Below are 18,352 nucleotides of genomic sequence, written 5' to 3'. Positions count from 1 at the left end.
TACAATATCTTCAAAACACAAAAGGTATAATGAGATTGAATGGGCATGGTTAGAAAAAATTCTCCGAATTTAGTTGACTTTTTGATACATCATGATATCATTACTTCGTATGGCTGAAGTGTTCGGGAGGGCGGAACAACTGGCTTTGTAAGAAGAACAAAAGAGAGAGGTTTTGGGAAAAGGAAAATGAATGTGAAATACGATTACGAGAGAATTGTACAGGGGATCCTGGACATTGGGGAAGCTATGATTAGATGCGGAGCGGAGAACTTCCGTCTGCAGGACAGTCTGTACCGTATTTGCAGAAGTTATGGATTTGTAAAGTATGATATTTTTGTTATACCAAGCAATATCCAGATTACGGTAGAGACACCGGAAGGGCAGATTATTACACAGATTCGGCTGGTAGAAATAGGGGAATGTGACTTTGACAAGCTGGATTATCTGAATAATCTGTGCCGTAAAGTCTGTAAAGAAAAGCCGGATGCAAAAGAACTGAGAAGACAGTTTGAAGAGGTGATGGGAAGACCGGAACAGAAGTGGTACACCCATTATGCGGCCGGTATTTTAGGTGGTACCGGATTTGCGGTATTCTTTGGATGTGATATAAGGGATGCGATCATTGCGGTGATTGTATCAATTGTGATCGTTGCGGCAGGAAACTGGCTTGCCGAACGTGAGAAGAACCTGATGGCATATAACCTGATCTTATCGTTTATTGCAGAGATGATCATTCTGTTATCTGTCAAATTTGGATTTGCGGATCATGAGGAGCGTATCATGATCGGAATTGTCATGCTCCTGATCAGTGGACTGAGTACGACGAACGGAATCCGTGATCTGCTTCAGAAAGACTTTATCTCCGGATCGATCAATATCATGAATTCTATGCTTGGTGCTTCCGGAATCGCATTTGGTACGGCGATACCGATGATTCTTTTTGGTGGTGTAGAGGCGGAAGGATTTATCCTTACCCCGAATCTGATCGTACAGTTAATTTCCTGTACTGCAGCCTGCGTGGGATTTGCACTGTGGTTTAAGATCCGGGGCATGCAGGTGGTTTACTGTGGAATCGGAGCATTTTTTACATGGCTGATTTATGCACTTGTTTATGAGGCGCGTCCAAGTAACTTCCTTGCAACTACAATTGCGGCGACATTCGTTGCATTCTATGCATTTATTATGTCGCGGATAAATAAAGCTCCATCAACAATTTTCCTGACAGCGTCTGTATTCCCGCTGATTCCTGGACCGAATCTGTACTATGTAATGTACGCATGCGTAAGTGGGAATATGCATATGCTTCTGGAACAGACGATCACACTTTTTGCAACCTGCGTTGCAATTGCATTTGGATTTAACTTTGTAGATATTGCATCAAGAACTATCATGCGTGGTATGAAGGTAGAATATCACATTGGAAAAAGTGACAGATAAATAAAAAGTTTCAGCCGCGGATTTCATTCTGCGGCTGAAATTTTAGCCTGTGTGCCGGGAATATGCCTGGATGAGAGCAGATTCCGGATGCACCTGGACAGTCCGAAGGCTTTCGTAAAAAATTATTTAATTTCTTGACTTTATACTTTCGGTATGGTACACTAACCTAGCGAATGGAAGTATAGGTCTTTTTTTTATGCCTATTTTTAACAAAGAAAGTTTCAGGCGTGAAGCTTTCACGACAGCCTCGCAAGCTGTCATGCAACTAAAAATTAGAACATAAAAAGCGAGGTGGAAGTTGTGCGTACAAGAATTACACTGGAATGTACAGAATGCAAGCATCGTAACTACAACATGACAAAGGATAAGAAGTCTCATCCGGAACGCATGGAAACAAAGAAATACTGTAGATTCTGCAAATCACACACATTACACAAAGAGACGAAATAGTCGTTGAAGGGAAGTGAATGTTATGGGCGAATCTAAAGACAAAGCGAAGACAAAAGAGAAGAAAACTCCTTTCTTCAAAGGTCTGAAAGCTGAGTTTAATAAGATTATCTGGCCAGACAAAACCACACTTACCAAACAGACAGCTGCGGTCGTAGTTGTTTCCGTTATCTTAGGAGCGATTATCACGATCTGTGATATCCTGGTAAAATTCGGGGTAGATTTATTAGTTAGATAAGATACTGATAAATGGTAATGCAGGAAAGGTGAGTTTATGGCAGAAGCAAAATGGTATGTTGTGCATACCTATTCAGGGTATGAAAACAAGGTAAAAGCCAACATTGACAAAACGATCGAGAACCGTCATTTGGAAGATGAGATCCTTGAGGTCCGTGTTCCGATGCAGGAAGTTGTCGAATTGAAGAACGGCGTACAGAAAGCGTCTCAGAAAAAGATGTTTCCGGGATATGTTCTGATCCACATGATCATGAACGATGATACCTGGTATGTGGTACGAAACACAAGAGGTGTTACAGGATTTGTGGGTCCTGGATCCAAACCGGTTCCGCTTACAGATGAAGAGATGGCACCACTTGGTATCCAGAAAGAAGACATCGTGGTAGATTTTGAAGAAGGAGATACTGTGACAGTAACAGGCGGAGCTTGGGAAGGAACAGTCGGCATGATTCAGACTATCAATATGGCTAAACAGAGCCTGACGATCAATGTTGATTTATTCGGCCGCGAAACGCCGGTAGAAATCAGTTTCGCAGAAGTCAAAAAAATGTAACTTTATGCGCAGTGCATAATGAACACGTGGGAGGGAAATCCCCGCAAATACCACAAGGAGGTACTTTAAAATGGCAAAAAAAGTTTCAGGTTATATCAAATTACAGATTCCAGCTGGAAAGGCTACTCCGGCTCCACCGGTTGGTCCTGCTCTTGGACAGCACGGTGTAAATATCGTTGAATTTACAAAACAGTTCAACGCAAAGACAGCTGATCAGGGAGATCTGATCATTCCTGTAGTAATTACAGTTTACAGTGACAGAAGTTTCAGCTTCGTTACAAAGACTCCTCCGGCAGCAGTTCTTATTAAGAAAGCCTGCAACCTTAAATCTGGTTCAGGTGTTCCGAACAAGACAAAAGTTGCTAAGATTACAAAAGCTCAGGTAAAGGAAATCGCAGAACTCAAGATGCCAGACCTGAACGCTGCATCCGTAGAATCAGCTATGAGCATGATCGAAGGAACATGCCGCAGCATGGGTGTAACTGTAGTAGAGGACTAATTCAGACTGCATAAGCAGAATGTAAGGAAACTGAAAAAATACGTGGGAGGGAATTCCCGTAATCACCACTAGGAGGTATTTAGAATGAAAAGAGGAAAGAAATACGTAGAAGCTGCAAAGTTAATCGACAGAGCAACTCTCTATGATAGAGATGAAGCAATCGCACTTGTTAAGAAGAGCGCGACAGCTAAATTTGACGAAACAATCGAAGCTCATATCAGAACAGGATGTGACGGACGTCATGCAGATCAGCAGATCCGTGGCGCTGTAGTTCTTCCGCACGGAACTGGTAAAAAGGTTCGTATCCTTGTATTTGCTAAAGACGCTAAAGCTGAAGAAGCTAAAGCAGCCGGAGCAGATTACGTAGGCGGAGATGAACTCATTCCGAAGATCCAGAATGAAAACTGGTTCGAATTCGATGTAGTTGTAGCTACACCGGATATGATGGGTGTTGTTGGACGTCTCGGACGTGTACTTGGACCAAAAGGTTTAATGCCAAACCCGAAGGCTGGTACAGTAACAATGGACGTTACAAAAGCTATCAACGAAATCAAAGCTGGTAAGATTGAGTACAGATTGGATAAGACAAATATCATCCATGTACCGGTAGGAAAAGCTTCTTTCACTGAAGAACAGCTTGCTGACAACTTCCAGACGCTTATCGATGCGATTAACAAAGCTAAACCGGCAGCAGTAAAGGGTCAGTATCTTAAGAGTGTGACACTTACTTCTACAATGGGACCTGGTGTAAAAATCAACCCAATGAAGCTTGCTTAATCAGCATTGAATAAATGTAAATAATAGAGACACCGTATGCGGAGTGATCCGGTACGGTGTCTTTTTTTGAGTAACAGAAAATCTGACAAACAGTATTCTGTATACATTGTGCATTTTTTGACGAACAATGCATGAAAACATTGAAAACAGAGAAAAATAATGATAACCTATGTCTGTGAAAAAAATATCAAATAATTAAAAGGAGGCACTTTGTCATGGTTAATATTCAAAAGGTAGCAATTATCGGATGTGGGTTTGTGGGAGCGTCCTCTGCGTTCAGCTTACTTCAGAAAGGGATTTTTTCTGAACTGGTACTGATCGATGCGAATAAAGAAAAAGCAGAAGGGGAGGCAATGGACATCAGCCACGGTAGACCATATGCACACCCGATGAAAATATATGCAGGATCTTATGATGATATCAGTGATTGCTCATTGATCATCATTACAGCTGGAGCAAATCAGAAGCCGGGAGAGACAAGACTGGATCTGGTACACAAAAATGTAGCAATTTTCAAATCGATTATTCCGGAAATCACAAAACGCGGATTTGAAGGAATCCTGCTTGTTGTAGCAAATCCGGTGGATATTCTGACTTATGCGGCACTTAAGATTTCCGGATATCCGAAGGAAAGAGTATTCGGAAGCGGAACCGTTCTGGATACTGCGAGATTCCGTTATCTGTTAAGTGAACATCTTCAGGTTGCGAGCCGGAGCGTACATGCCAATATCATCGGAGAGCATGGAGACAGTGAGCTTGCTGTATGGAGCGGGGCAAATGTAGCGGGAATTCCAATCAATGATTTCTGTGAACTTCGCGGACATTATCAGCATCAGGAATCTATGGAAAGAATTTATAAGACTGTGCGGGACAGTGCTTATGATATTATCCAGAAAAAGGGTGCAACCTATTATGGTGTGGCAATGGCAGTTGCGAGAATTGCAGAAAGCATTGTTATGAATGAAAATGCGGTTCTTCCTGTCACGAGTCTGATGGAGGGAGAGTACGGACTGGAAGGACTCTGCATCAGCGTTCCAACTATAGTTTCGCAGAAAGGCGCAGAAAAAGTTCTTGAGATTCCACTGAATGATGAAGAAAAAGAAAAATTGCTTTCATCTGCAAAAGAACTGAAGGAAGTTCTGGATGGTCTGGACTTATAATAGAAGAAACTGGATAAAAATTGAAAAAAATTGAAAAAAATTGAAAAAAATAAAAATTGAACTTGACTTTCCGGTAAACGTATGCTATATTTACGAAGTAACTGCCGAAGACAGTAGGTGCCGTAAGGCATAAGGGTCAAAACGCCTACCGAGGAAGACAAGATTCATTAGATTTGAATTTGTAAACCTCTGTGCTTTGGCGCGGAGGTTTTTTAGCGCATGATTGCGTGATATGAAAGTCCCCGCTGGGACCGAGACTTTCTGGCAGTTGAAAATACTACAAGGAGGTGCACCATTCGTGGCAAAAGTTGAATTAAAACAACCTATCGTACAGGCAATCGTTGAAGATCTCACAGATGCTCAGTCAGCAGTTATCGTTAACTACTGTGGACTTACAGTAGCTCAGGACACTGAACTTCGTAAACAGCTGAGAGAAGCAGGTGTTATCTACAAAGTTTGCAAGAACACAATGATGAAGAGAGCTTTTGAAGGAACAGATTTCGCACAGCTTGACGAATATCTGGAAGGACCGAACGCTATTGCAATTTCTAAAGAAGATGCAACAGCACCGGCAAGAATCATCTGCAATTTCGCTAAGAAAGCAGAAGCTCTTGAAGTAAAAGCAGGTGTAGTTGAAGGCTCAGTATATGATGCAGCTGGTATTCAGGAACTTTCTAAGATTCCGTCAAGAGAAGTACTGCTGTCCAAATTACTTGGAAGCTTACAGTCACCTATTACAAACCTTGCTCGTGTTCTTAATCAGATCGCAGAACAGGGTGATGCTCCGGCAGAAGCTGAAGCAGAAGCACCGGCAGCAGAGTAATCTGTACCGGAATCCCATCCGAGTGTGGGAATAGTAAGAGGCGAAAGAGCCAAACATTAAAATCAAATGGAGGAAAATAAAATGGCAAAATTAACAACAGCAGAATTTATTGAAGCTATCAAAGAATTATCTGTACTTGAATTAAATGACTTAGTTAAAGCATGTGAAGAAGAATTTGGTGTATCCGCAGCAGCAGGTGTTGTAGTAGCAGCAGCTGCAGAAGGTGGAGCAGCAGCAGAAGAAAAAGATGAGTTCGACGTAGAACTTGTTTCTGCTGGAGCATCTAAAGTTAAAGTTATCAAAGTTGTTCGTGAAATCACAGGACTTGGACTTAAAGAAGCTAAAGAATTAGTTGACGGAGCACCGAAGGTAGTTAAAGAAGGCGTTTCTAAAGCTGAAGCTGAAGAAATCAAAACAAAACTTGAAGCTGAAGGAGCAGAAGTTAACCTTAAGTAATTTTGGTTATCACACTGTGAATGACAAGAGCGTATCGCGCAGGATTTCCTGCAGTGATACGCTCTTTTGATTTTTTATACTTTTCTGCGGTATGCATACAATGATGATGAGGATTGCGAGAGTGCAAAGCACGTAGCAATCTGGTATCAAAGGGACCGAAAGTAAATTTTGCCACTTACATTATAAAATACAATAAAAATACAATTCTTTGAAAAGTTAGACTTGACAATCGGGAAAAACCTGTGGTAAAGTAAAAAATGCGCTATTGTGGAAACGTATGCCATAAGTGCGCCCTGAATAAGGCGGAAATAACCCGAAAATTTATCATATAAGGAGTGAAACGTCAAATGGAGAAAAACAGAATTCGTCCCATCACAAACGGAAAAAGTATGCGCATGAGCTATTCCCGGCAAAAAGAAGTACTCCAAATGCCTAATTTGATCGAAGTTCAGACCGACTCTTACAAATGGTTCCTGGATGAAGGATTAAAAGAAGTATTTGATGATATTTCTCCGATTACCGATTACAGCGGACATCTGAGCCTGGAATTTGTCGACTTTACATTGTGTACAGATGAAACCAAGTACACAATCGAGGAATGTAAAGAACGCGATGCTACTTATGCCGCACCGCTTAAAGTGAAGGTAAGACTTCACAACAAAGAGACAGATGAGATCAATGAACATGAGATCTTTATGGGTGATTTACCGATCATGACAAGAACCGGTACTTTTGTAATCAATGGTGCGGAACGTGTTATTGTCAGCCAGTTGGTACGTTCACCTGGTATTTATTATGGAATTGCGCATGATAAACTTGGTAAAGAATTATACTCTTGCACCGTTATCCCGAACAGGGGTGCATGGCTTGAATATGAGACAGACTCCAATGACGTTTTCTATGTCCGTGTGGACAGAACCCGTAAGGTGCCGATCACAGTCCTGATCCGTGCACTTGGTATTGGAACGAATGCTGAGATTATCGATCTTTTTGGCGAAGAGCCAAAGATTCTCGCAAGTTTCACAAAGGATACTTCAGAGAACTATCAGGAAGGTCTTCTCGAATTATATAAGAAGATCCGTCCGGGTGAACCGCTTGCTGTAGACAGTGCAGAAAGTCTGATCACCAGCATGTTCTTTGACCCGAGACGTTATGACCTTGCAAAGGTTGGACGTTATAAATTTAATAAGAAGCTTATGCTCAAGAACCGTATCACAGGACATACGCTGGCTGAAGACGTAGTAAGCCCGATGACAGGTGAAGTAATTGCAGAAGCAGGAGCTGTCGTTGACAGAGAACTTGCAGATGCCATCCAGAATGCAGCTGTTCCATATGTGTGGATCGCAAGAGAAGAAAGTGACCGTAATATCAAAGTACTTTCTAATATGATGGTAGATCTCAAAGCTGTATGTGGAATCGATCCGGAAGAAGTTGGCGTAACTGAACTGGTATACTATCCGGTACTTGCTGAACTCCTGGAAGAGACAGCCGGAGATATCGATGAGCTGAAAGAAGCAATTCATAAGAATATTCATGAACTGATTCCGAAGCATATTACAAAAGAAGACATTATGGCGTCTATCAATTACAATATGCATCTTGAATATGGAATCGGTAAAGATGATGATATTGACCACTTGGGTAACAGACGTATCCGTGCGGTTGGAGAACTTCTCCAGAATCAGTACAGAATCGGTCTTTCAAGACTGGAAAGAGTTGTCCGTGAAAGAATGACAACACAGGATCTGGAGGGCATTTCTCCGCAGTCACTGATCAATATCAAGCCTGTAACTGCTGCTGTTAAAGAGTTCTTCGGATCATCACAGCTGTCACAGTTCATGGATCAGAATAACCCGCTTGGTGAGCTGACTCACAAGAGACGTCTTTCCGCACTTGGTCCAGGTGGACTTTCCCGTGACCGTGCCGGATTCGAGGTTCGTGACGTTCACTACTCACATTACGGAAGAATGTGTCCGATCGAGACACCTGAAGGACCGAACATCGGTCTGATCAACTCTCTCGCATGTTATGCAAGAATCAATGAGTACGGATTTATAGAAGCACCGTACCGTAAGATTGACAAAACAGATCCGCAGAATCCGGTTGTAACCGAAGAGGTAGTGTATATGACTGCGGATGAAGAAGATAATTATCATGTAGCACAGGCGAATGAGCCTCTGGATGAGGAAGGACATTTCATTCATAAGAATGTATCTGGTCGTTACCGTGATGAGACTCAGGAATACGAGAAAAGAATGTTTGATTACATGGACGTATCTCCGAAGATGGTGTTCTCTGTTGCTACAGCACTGATTCCGTTCCTGCAGAACGATGATGCGAACCGTGCGCTGATGGGGTCCAACATGCAGCGTCAGGCCGTACCGCTTCTTACTACAGAAGCTCCGGTAGTCGGAACAGGTATGGAAGTAAAATCTGCTGTCGACTCAGGTGTATGTGTCGTTGCAGAAGAAGGTGGTATTGTTGAAAGATCAACATCTACTGAAATCACAATTAAACAGGATGACAAGACAAAAAAGACTTATAAGCTGACCAAATTCCTGCGAAGCAACCAGAGCAACTGCTATAACCAGAGACCAATCGTTGTTAAAGGTGAAAGAGTTGAAAAGGGACAGGTAATCGCAGACGGACCTTCTACCTCCAATGGTGAGATGGCTCTTGGTAAGAACCCGTTGATCGGATTTATGACCTGGGAAGGTTACAACTACGAGGATGCTGTACTTCTTAGTGAACGTCTTGTACAGAATGATGTTTATACATCTGTTCATATCGAAGAATATGAAGCAGAAGCCCGTGATACAAAGCTCGGACCAGAAGAAATCACACGCGATATTCCTGGCGTAGGAGATGATGCACTGAAAGATCTGGATGAGAGAGGTATTATCCGTATCGGTGCTGAGGTTCGTGCAGGAGATATTCTTGTCGGCAAAGTTACTCCGAAGGGAGAGACAGAACTGACAGCAGAGGAAAGACTTCTTCGTGCAATTTTTGGAGAAAAAGCTCGTGAAGTAAGAGATACTTCTCTGAAAGTACCTCATGGTGAATACGGTATCGTTGTAGATGCAAAAGTATTTACAAGAGAAAATGGGGATGAACTTTCACCGGGAGTTAATCAGGCAGTCCGTATCTACATCGCACAGAAGAGAAAGATCTCTGTAGGTGATAAGATGGCCGGACGTCATGGTAACAAGGGTGTTGTTTCCCGTGTACTTCCTGTAGAAGATATGCCGTTCCTTCCGAACGGACGTCCGCTTGACATCGTGCTGAACCCACTGGGTGTACCGTCACGTATGAATATCGGACAGGTACTGGAGATCCACCTTTCTCTGGCTGCCAAAGCACTTGGATTCAACATTGCAACACCAGTATTCGATGGTGCAAACGAGGTTGATATTATGGATACCCTGGATCTGGCGAACGATTATGTTAACCTGTCCTGGGAAGAATTTGAAGCAAGACATAAAGAAGAACTTCTTCCGGAAGTTATGGATTATCTGTATGAGAACAGAGACCACAGAGCACTGTGGAAAGGCGTTCCGCTTTCAAGAGACGGTAAAGTAAGACTGAGAGACGGTCGTACCGGAGAATATTTCGACAGCCCGGTAACAATCGGACACATGCATTATCTGAAACTGCATCACCTGGTTGATGATAAGATCCATGCACGTTCAACCGGTCCTTACTCACTGGTAACACAGCAGCCACTTGGTGGTAAAGCACAGTTCGGTGGACAGCGTTTCGGAGAGATGGAGGTTTGGGCACTGGAAGCTTACGGTGCATCTTATACTCTGCAGGAAATCCTGACAGTTAAATCCGATGATGTGGTTGGCCGTGTGAAGACATACGAAGCAATCATCAAAGGTGAAAATATTCCTGAACCGGGAATTCCGGAATCCTTCAAGGTACTTCTTAAAGAACTTCAGTCACTCGGTCTGGATGTACGTGTCCTGGATGAGAACAATGAAGAAGTTCAGATCATGGAAAGTGTAGATTATGGTGATACAAACCTGAATCACATTATTGAAGGAGACAGACGCTACAATAACGATGAAGATTACGGTAAACACGGATACAGCAAGCAGGAATTCTCAGAAGGAGAACTGGTTGATGTAAATGATGAGCCGGAGGAAGATGACAGCTTCGACGATTTTGATGACGATATGAACGATGATTTTGATGACGACATGGATTTAGAATAGGAGGATGCCGAGAATGACAGAAACAAAAAAAGAACCAACGTATCAACCGATTTCATTTGATGCGATTAAAATAGGTCTGGCATCTCCGGAAAAGATTCTGGAATGGTCAAGAGGTGAAGTTACAAAACCGGAGACAATCAACTACAGAACACTGAAGCCGGAAAGAGACGGTCTGTTCTGTGAGAAAATCTTTGGACCTAGCAAAGACTGGGAATGCCACTGTGGTAAATACAAAAAGATCCGTTATAAAGGTGTTGTATGCGATCGCTGTGGTGTAGAAGTAACAAAGGCAACTGTGCGACGTGAACGTATGGGTCACATCGCACTTGCGGCACCGGTTTCTCATATCTGGTATTTCAAAGGTATTCCGAGCCGTATGGGACTGATCCTGGATCTTTCACCGAGAACTCTGGAAAAAGTACTGTATTTCGCTTCTTATATCGTACTTGATAAGGGAGAGACAGATCTCTCTTACAAGCAGGTTCTTTCAGAAGCTGAATACCAGGAAGCAAGAGAAAACTGGGGCAATGGCTTCCGCGTAGGAATGGGAGCAGAAGCGATCAAAGAACTTCTTGAAGCGATTGATCTTGAAAAAGATTATGCTGAACTGCAGGCAGGACTTGAGGGTGCTACCGGACAGAAGAGAGCAAGAATCGTTAAGAGACTTGAAGTAGTAGAAGCTTTCCGCGAATCAGGAAATAAACCGGAATGGATGATCATGACTGCAATCCCGGTAATTCCGCCGGATCTGCGTCCGATGGTACAGCTGGATGGTGGACGTTTTGCAACATCTGACCTGAATGATCTGTACAGAAGAATTATCAACAGAAATAACCGTCTGAGAAGACTCCTTGAACTGGGAGCTCCGGACATTATCGTTAGAAACGAAAAGAGAATGCTGCAGGAAGCTGTAGATGCTCTGATCGACAATGGACGTCGTGGACGTCCGGTAACAGGTCCTGGAAACAGAGCACTGAAATCCCTTTCTGATATGCTGAAAGGTAAATCAGGACGTTTCCGTCAGAACCTGCTCGGAAAACGTGTTGACTACTCAGGACGTTCCGTTATCGTTGTAGGACCGGAACTGAAAATCTATCAGTGCGGTCTTCCGAAAGAAATGGCAATCGAGCTGTTCAAGCCGTTTGTTATGAAAGAACTTGTTGAGAGCGGAGCTGCTCACAATATTAAGAATGCTAAGAAAATGGTAGAGCGTCTTCAGCCGGAAGTATGGGATGTGCTTGAAGATGTAATCAAAGAGCATCCGGTTATGCTGAACCGTGCTCCTACACTTCACCGTCTTGGGATCCAGGCATTTGAACCGATTCTGGTAGAAGGTAAAGCAATTAAGCTTCATCCACTGGTATGTACCGCATTCAATGCCGATTTCGATGGTGACCAGATGGCGGTTCATCTTCCGCTTTCTGTAGAAGCTCAGGCTGAGTGCCGTTTCCTTCTGCTTTCACCAAACAACCTTCTGAAACCGTCTGATGGTGGTCCGGTAGCTGTTCCTTCACAGGATATGGTTCTTGGTATCTACTATCTGACACAGGAAAGACCGGGAGCCAAGGGAGAAGGAAAAGTATTCAAGAGTGTGAATGAAGCAATTCTTGCTTATGAAAACGGAGTTGTAACTCTTCACTCAAGAATCAAAGTACGTGTGACAAAGACGATGCCGGATGGAACAAAGAAGACCGGTACAGTAGAGTCTACACTTGGACGTTTCATTTTCAACGAAATCATTCCGCAGGATCTTGGTTTTGTTGATCGTGAAAAAGAAGGAAATGAACTGGTTCTTGAAGTGGATTTCCATGTAGGAAAGAAACAGCTGAAACAGATTCTTGAAAAAGTTATTAACACACATGGTGCGTCAGCTACAGCTGAAGTACTTGACCATGTAAAATCAATGGGATACAAGCTCTCTACAAGAGCAGCTATGACTGTATCTATTTCAGATATGACTGTACCGCCACAGAAACCGGAATTGATCGCAAGAGCACAGGCAACGGTTGATAAGATCACACGTAACTTCAAGCGTGGTCTTATTACAGAAGAAGAGCGTTACAAAGAAGTTGTAGAGACCTGGAAAGAAACAGATGATGAGCTTACAGAAGCCCTTCTTACAGGACTTGATAAATACAACAACATCTTCATGATGGCGGATTCCGGAGCCCGTGGATCTGATAAACAGATCAAACAGCTTGCAGGTATGCGTGGACTTATGGCGGATACAACCGGTCATACGATCGAACTGCCAATCAAGTCAAACTTCCGTGAAGGTCTGGACGTACTGGAATACTTCATGTCTGCGCATGGAGCTCGAAAAGGTATGTCAGATACTGCCCTTCGTACAGCCGATTCAGGATACCTGACAAGACGTCTTGTTGACGTATCACAGGATCTGATCATTCGTGAGGTTGACTGTGTAAGCAAAGATGCCGAAATTCCGGGAATGTATCTGCATGCATTTATGGATGGAAATGAAGAAATCGAAAGTCTTCAGGAACGTATTACAGGAAGATATTCATGCTATACAATCTGTGACAAAGATGGCAATGTTCTTGTAAAGGCAAACCACATGATCACACCAAAACGTGCAGAAAAGATTATGAAATACGGTGTGGATGAAAATGGAAATTCACCGCTTAAGAAAGTGAAAGTCCGTACAATCCTGACCTGTAAATCACATATTGGTATCTGTGCGAAATGTTATGGTGCCAATATGGCAACAGGTGAACCTGTACAGGTTGGTGAAGCTGTCGGTATTATCGCAGCTCAGTCAATCGGTGAACCTGGTACACAGCTGACCATGCGTACTTTCCATAGTGGTGGTGTAGCCGGTGGAGATATCACACAGGGTCTTCCTCGTGTCGAAGAACTTTTTGAAGCAAGAAAGCCGAAAGGTCTTGCTATCATCACAGAAATCGCAGGTGTTGCAAACCTGAACGATACAAAGAAGAAGCGTGAAATCATCGTTACCAATCAGCAGACAGGTGAGACAAAGACTTATCTGATTCCTTATGGATCACGTATTAAAGTACAGGATGGAGCTGTTCTGGAAGCCGGTGACGAGCTTACAGAAGGTAGCGTGAACCCACATGACCTTCTTAAGATCAAAGGTCTTCGTGCAGCACAGGACTACATGCTTCAGGAAGTACAGAGAGTATACCGTCTGCAGGGTGTAGAAATCAACGATAAGCATATCGAAGTTATCGTTCGTCAGATGCTGAAGAAGATCCGCATCGAAGAAAGAGGGGATACTGAATTCCTTCCGGGAACAATGGTAGATGTCCTTGAGTTCAACGATGTAAATGAACAGATGGTAACAGAAGGTAAAGAACCTGCAACAGGAGAACAGATCATGCTTGGTATTACCAAGGCATCCCTGGCAACAGATTCCTTCCTGTCAGCTGCATCCTTCCAGGAGACAACCAAGGTTCTGACTGAGGCTGCTATCAAAGGTAAGGTTGACCACCTGATCGGTCTGAAAGAGAACGTCATTATCGGTAAACTGATTCCGGCAGGAACAGGTATGAGAAAATACCGTGACGTTAAACTTGATACTGGTCTTGGTATGGATATGGACGACGAAATCAGTTTTGATGATTTTGATATGGATGATGATACTGAGTCTGAAGTATCAGCAGAGACAGCAGAAACTGTTGAAACCGAAGAAAATGCTGACGAAACAGTTACAGTTGAAGAATAGGTTTTATATGCTAAGAGAGGCAGATACGTTGAATGGCGTGTCTGCTTTTCTTGCTTTAAAGACATGAAAAACAAAAATATTTGAAAAATAATTCCGATTCTTTAACACTTTACAAAAATAAAGGGTTGCAAAATATGAAAAAATACAGTAGCATATAAATAATCAATCGAAAATCAGGAGGTGTGATATGCTGGATTTAGCTCATATTGGTGAACGGATCAGAGAATGCAGAAAAAAGAAAATGATGACAATCCGGGTTTTGGGAGAATATACAGGGCTTTCAGCGGGCTATCTGAGTATGCTGGAACAGAATAAGACATCTCCGAATGTGGACAGTCTTGCGCGAATTTGTGAAGCACTGGATATTGATATCCAGTATGCACTGGAAGGGGAAATGCCGGGAAAGACGGTTATACACAGAGAAGAAATGAGTAAGCATCTTTATCCGGAAGAAAATATGACAGTTGAGGTTGCAGACTTTGGTCAGGGAGAATCGATTTTTGAATATATTACGATTGAACCGGGAGAATCTGCGAAAAAAGAAGAATATCGTCATGTCTTTTCGGAAATGTGTATGGTGATAAAAGGAACTCTGAATGTAGAGGTGGAAGGAGAAATTAGCAGTTTACATCCGGGAGACAGTGTATATATAAAGAGCAGAGAGCGTCATAGTATTTCCAATCCTGGAAAAGAACCTTGTGTGAGTATATGGGTATATCACCGGGATGTACCAAGACTGTTTGGAAGAAATGAAAATAAAAGGTGAAAATTAAATTGTGAAATAAATAGCATTCCTCTTGACAATCTTAGAGTATGGTTCTATAATAAGAAAAAAAGTTACACATATGAATAAATATTCATTTAAGTGAATTTACAAAATTGAACTGTTAAAACAGGGTTTCTTCGAAATTCACGCAGCTCTGAAGACAGTGTTATTTACTAAAGTGTATAAAGATTAGATTTTTATACATACAATACGGACAATCTAATAATTAAACATAGACGTCATAGCGTGAAACTATGACCTTTGAAAGAAGACAAGGACGTCATGATGCAAATCATGGCGTTCTTTTGTTTACACCACTAGACTGCGGTCTAGTAAAGTATTACATTGTCGCAGAAGGACGGACATATCTGGTAAATATACCGTCTCGAAAGAACAAAAGTACATGAGAGGAGAACGAAAATGGACAGATTAACACAATTGCGAGAGTACATGGAAAAAGAAAGGCTGGATGCGTTTTATATTGCAAAGCCGGCGAATGTACGTTGTATCAGCGGATTTACGGGGGAAGACTCGTTCCTTTTTATCACAAAGGCGAATCAGTATTTTATCACTGATGCAAGATACACAGAGCAGGCATCTTATGAATGCCCGGATTATGAGCTTGTAAACTGGCGAATCAATTTTGGCTACAGTATGGGGAAAGCTGTTGCATATTGCGCAGACAAAGATGGAGTTAAAACAATTGGATTTGAACAGGATCATCTGACATTTGAAAAATGGAACTCTATGCAGGCTGAACTCAGCGCTGAGATGGTTCCGACGCTGAACGTAATCGAAGGCTTCCGCGCGATTAAGACGCCGGAAGAGATCAAGAACCTTACCGTTGCCTGCGATATCGCATCCAGAGCATTTGAAAAAATTATAAAAGACATCCGTCCGGGTGTGACAGAAAAAGAAATTGCATCCAGACTTGCACATTACATGGTTATGGAAGGTGCAGATACCAAACCTTACGGTGGAATCGTTATTTCAGGAGCAAAGAGCTCTCTGCTTCACGGAATTCCGGACAGTAAGCCAATCGAATACGGTGATTTCGTATTGATGGATTATGGATGTCAGTACAAAGGTTATCTTTCGGATATGACAAGAACAGTAGTTGTCGGAAAGGCAGACGCCAAACAGAGAGAAGTTTATGATCTCTGCCGTCGCATGACAGAAGATACAGAAGCATCTGTAAGAGCCGGTGTAACAGGAACTTCCTGCTATGAAGCTTCACTTAAAGCAATTAAAGATACAGAATACCTTCCGTATAATTATACAGGAATTGGTCATGGAGTTGGGCTGTTCGTCCATGAACTTCCGAATATCGGGCTGAACTGTGAGAATATCTTACAGGAGAACAGCGTAATGACAGTAGAACCAGGACTTTATATTCCGGGTTGGGGTGGTGTCAGACTTGAGGACCAGGGCATCATCACAAAAGACGGATATGAGAACCTGATCAGTGCTACACATGAGCTAATAGAATTATAAATGAAAAAGGAGGACAACATTTATGAAAAAGAAATTATTAGCAGCTTTACTTGCCACGGCAATGACAGTAACAATGTTTGCCGGCTGTAGTACTCCGGGATCAAAAGATTCCAAGAAAGAAGAAAGTGAATCATCAGGAAAGAAGAGAATTACTTACACACTTCGTGAAGATCTTCCTTCTATGGACCCACAGAACAGTAACTCTATTTCATGTTCAACAGCGGAGATCTGTACTTATGCAATGCTGACACGTAACGTGGAAGGCGAGATTAAGCCGGATGCAGCTGAAAGCTGGGATATCTCAGATGACGGACTTACTTATACATTCCACCTTCGTGACGGACTGAAATGGTCTGACGGAGAAGATGTAAAAGCAGGCGATTATGTTTATGGTATCCAGAGACTTATGGATCCAGAAATGGCAAGCGATTACGCATTCATCGGATATATCCTCAAAAACGGTGCAGAAGTAAATAGCGGTTCTGTGCCTGTCGATGAACTTGGCGTATCTGCACCAGATGACAAGACAGTTGTTATCGAACTTGCACATCCGGCTACATACTTCCTTAGTATGGCTGCTATGGCAACATTCGGTCCTACAAGAAAAGATTATGTAGAAAAATACGGAAAAGAATATGCAGCTGATCCGGAAAAATCTGTTTATAACGGACCGTTCAAGATGACAGAGTGGAAACATGGCGATGAAATGATCCTTTCTAAGAATGAAAATTACTGGGATGCAGACAGCATCAAGCTTGATGAAATCTGCGTAAAGACAGTTGCAGATGCTAAGACAGCGGTTGCTATGTGGGAACAGGGCGAAGTTGATATCACAGTTGTACCTACTGAAATGACAGATCAGTATACAGAAAATACTGAATTCTACTATACAGGTGCAGATGATTACATCATGCTCAACATGTCAGAAGACAGACCGCTTGCTAACAAGAACCTGAGATTTGCTTTGAACTATGCAATCAACAGAACAGAATACAACAAGCTGGTTAACAATGACGTATATGACGTTGCACAGAGACTTGTACTTCCAAACGTGCAGGCGGCAGATGACCAGACATACGGAGAAGCTTATCCATATACACCATTCCCGGCAGAAAATGATAATGATAAAGCAAAAGAATATCTGGATGCAGCAATGAAAGAAATGGGCGTTTCTAATCCGGCAGACATCAAGATTACTCTTCTTACAACTGATACAGATGGTGCTAAGAAGCAGGCTGAAGTTCTTCAGGAACAGTATCAGAAGAACCTTGGTATTACAGTAGAAATCAACCAGGTAACTTACAAACAGAGACTTCAGATGGAAACTGAAAAAGATTACGATATGGTAGTAACAGGATGGGTTCCGGACTACTCTGACGCATACTCTTATCTGGAACTGTGGATCAGCGATGGTCAGTATAACCACTCTGGATATGCGAACGCTGAATACGACAAGCTTCTTAAAGATTCTCAGACAGAGACAGATGCTAAGACAAGACAGGATATGCTGTTCAAGGCAGAACAGATTTTCCTTGGAGAAGATTCCGCTCTTGTACCGCTTCAGTTACGTAGAGACCAGTATCTGATCAATCCGAAGATTTCTAACTTCAATGTATACTTTGTCGGATATGACTTCGATCTGGTATATGCAGACATCAGCGAATAATACAGTTGGATGGTAACATACCTTGCGGTCGGCGCGGACTTACTGGTCCGCACCGGCTGCTTATTTGAGGGTTTTGATTATTTCGAGGGGTAGATTTGGTATGTATCAGCCAAT

The 18,352-nt window shown here is 42.5% G+C and carries 14 protein-coding genes and 1 other annotated feature; all 14 genes read left to right on the top strand.

All coding sequences use genetic code 11. From position 1 onward, the window contains the following. The first annotated feature begins 186 nt into the window (after positions 1-186). The 14 genes from PGW42_RS03530 to PGW42_RS03465 all read left to right on the top strand — a co-directional run bounded on the left by PGW42_RS03530 (position 187) and on the right by PGW42_RS03465 (position 18,238). On the top strand, positions 187-1,437 hold the full coding sequence (locus PGW42_RS03530) for a threonine/serine ThrE exporter family protein (protein ID WP_270203005.1): 1,251 nt from the start codon (positions 187-189) through the stop codon (positions 1,435-1,437). 300 nt (positions 1,438-1,737) lie between these two features. Next, positions 1,738-1,887 carry a 50S ribosomal protein L33 gene (gene rpmG, locus PGW42_RS03525; protein WP_081445272.1) on the top strand — a complete coding sequence of 50 codons (150 nt, stop codon included), beginning with the start codon at positions 1,738-1,740 and terminating at the stop codon, positions 1,885-1,887. Between the two features lie 22 nt (positions 1,888-1,909). Continuing rightward, on the top strand, positions 1,910-2,122 hold the full coding sequence (secE, locus tag PGW42_RS03520) for a preprotein translocase subunit SecE (RefSeq protein WP_008373480.1): 213 nt from the start codon (positions 1,910-1,912) through the stop codon (positions 2,120-2,122). A 36-nt stretch (positions 2,123-2,158) separates the two neighbouring features. Then, positions 2,159-2,674 carry a transcription termination/antitermination protein NusG gene (nusG, locus tag PGW42_RS03515; protein WP_008373482.1) on the top strand — a complete coding sequence of 172 codons (516 nt, stop codon included), beginning with the start codon at positions 2,159-2,161 and terminating at the stop codon, positions 2,672-2,674. 70 nt (positions 2,675-2,744) lie between these two features. Next, entirely contained in the window at positions 2,745-3,173 is a 429-nt protein-coding gene (gene rplK / locus PGW42_RS03510) for a 50S ribosomal protein L11 (protein WP_055247516.1), read from the top strand. 84 nt (positions 3,174-3,257) lie between these two features. Then, positions 3,258-3,950: a 50S ribosomal protein L1 gene (rplA, locus tag PGW42_RS03505; RefSeq protein WP_008373486.1), complete on the top strand. Its 693-nt coding sequence runs from the start codon at positions 3,258-3,260 to the stop codon at positions 3,948-3,950. 215 nt (positions 3,951-4,165) lie between these two features. Next, the gene (locus PGW42_RS03500; RefSeq protein WP_270203004.1) at positions 4,166-5,110 is read left to right on the top strand and encodes an L-lactate dehydrogenase; all 945 of its coding nucleotides are present in this window, start codon (positions 4,166-4,168) and stop codon (positions 5,108-5,110) included. Positions 5,111-5,196: 86 nt separating this feature from the next. Beyond that, positions 5,197-5,333 (top strand) — a sequence feature (ribosomal protein L10 leader region). Between the two features lie 75 nt (positions 5,334-5,408). Continuing rightward, entirely contained in the window at positions 5,409-5,933 is a 525-nt protein-coding gene (rplJ, locus tag PGW42_RS03495; RefSeq protein WP_022220338.1) for a 50S ribosomal protein L10, read from the top strand. Positions 5,934-6,014: 81 nt separating this feature from the next. Further along, positions 6,015-6,389, top strand: coding sequence for a 50S ribosomal protein L7/L12 (gene rplL, locus PGW42_RS03490; RefSeq protein WP_022220337.1), 375 nt, complete (start codon positions 6,015-6,017; stop codon positions 6,387-6,389). A 347-nt stretch (positions 6,390-6,736) separates the two neighbouring features. After that, the gene (rpoB, locus tag PGW42_RS03485; protein ID WP_173825274.1) at positions 6,737-10,606 is read left to right on the top strand and encodes a DNA-directed RNA polymerase subunit beta; all 3,870 of its coding nucleotides are present in this window, start codon (positions 6,737-6,739) and stop codon (positions 10,604-10,606) included. Positions 10,607-10,619: 13 nt separating this feature from the next. Then, positions 10,620-14,312: a DNA-directed RNA polymerase subunit beta' gene (gene rpoC / locus PGW42_RS03480; protein ID WP_195250420.1), complete on the top strand. Its 3,693-nt coding sequence runs from the start codon at positions 10,620-10,622 to the stop codon at positions 14,310-14,312. A gap of 187 nt (positions 14,313-14,499) precedes the next feature. Next, the gene (locus PGW42_RS03475) at positions 14,500-15,078 is read left to right on the top strand and encodes a helix-turn-helix domain-containing protein (RefSeq protein ID WP_118218318.1); all 579 of its coding nucleotides are present in this window, start codon (positions 14,500-14,502) and stop codon (positions 15,076-15,078) included. A gap of 420 nt (positions 15,079-15,498) precedes the next feature. Then, positions 15,499-16,572, top strand: a complete 1,074-nt coding sequence (locus PGW42_RS03470; RefSeq protein WP_118199063.1) for a M24 family metallopeptidase — start codon at positions 15,499-15,501, stop codon at positions 16,570-16,572. 22 nt (positions 16,573-16,594) lie between these two features. Then, a complete protein-coding gene (locus PGW42_RS03465) occupies positions 16,595-18,238 on the top strand; it encodes a peptide ABC transporter substrate-binding protein (protein WP_270203003.1) in 1,644 nt (547 codons plus the stop codon). Positions 18,239-18,352: the final 114 nt, after the last annotated feature.

The organism is Coprococcus sp. TM115-187 (assembly GCF_027679115.1).
GTDB classification, from domain to species: Bacteria; Bacillota; Clostridia; order Lachnospirales; family Lachnospiraceae; genus Allocoprococcus; species Allocoprococcus comes.
The sequence above is the reverse complement of the archived record's forward strand: the minus strand, read 5'-3'. Positions and strand labels throughout refer to the sequence as shown.

What these genes read in the sequence shown, in the direction of transcription:
- PGW42_RS03530 (WP_270203005.1), top strand. Translation starts at nt 187, where the DNA reads ATGAATGTGAAATACGATTACGAGAGAATTGTACAGGGGATCCTGGAC.
- secE (WP_008373480.1), top strand. Translation starts at nt 1,910, where the DNA reads ATGGGCGAATCTAAAGACAAAGCGAAGACAAAAGAGAAGAAAACTCCT.
- nusG (WP_008373482.1), top strand. Translation starts at nt 2,159, where the DNA reads ATGGCAGAAGCAAAATGGTATGTTGTGCATACCTATTCAGGGTATGAA.
- rplK (WP_055247516.1), top strand. Translation starts at nt 2,745, where the DNA reads ATGGCAAAAAAAGTTTCAGGTTATATCAAATTACAGATTCCAGCTGGA.
- rplA (WP_008373486.1), top strand. Translation starts at nt 3,258, where the DNA reads ATGAAAAGAGGAAAGAAATACGTAGAAGCTGCAAAGTTAATCGACAGA.
- PGW42_RS03500 (WP_270203004.1), top strand. Translation starts at nt 4,166, where the DNA reads ATGGTTAATATTCAAAAGGTAGCAATTATCGGATGTGGGTTTGTGGGA.
- rplL (WP_022220337.1), top strand. Translation starts at nt 6,015, where the DNA reads ATGGCAAAATTAACAACAGCAGAATTTATTGAAGCTATCAAAGAATTA.
- rpoB (WP_173825274.1), top strand. Translation starts at nt 6,737, where the DNA reads ATGGAGAAAAACAGAATTCGTCCCATCACAAACGGAAAAAGTATGCGC.
- rpoC (WP_195250420.1), top strand. Translation starts at nt 10,620, where the DNA reads ATGACAGAAACAAAAAAAGAACCAACGTATCAACCGATTTCATTTGAT.
- PGW42_RS03475 (WP_118218318.1), top strand. Translation starts at nt 14,500, where the DNA reads ATGCTGGATTTAGCTCATATTGGTGAACGGATCAGAGAATGCAGAAAA.
- PGW42_RS03470 (WP_118199063.1), top strand. Translation starts at nt 15,499, where the DNA reads ATGGACAGATTAACACAATTGCGAGAGTACATGGAAAAAGAAAGGCTG.
- PGW42_RS03465 (WP_270203003.1), top strand. Translation starts at nt 16,595, where the DNA reads ATGAAAAAGAAATTATTAGCAGCTTTACTTGCCACGGCAATGACAGTA.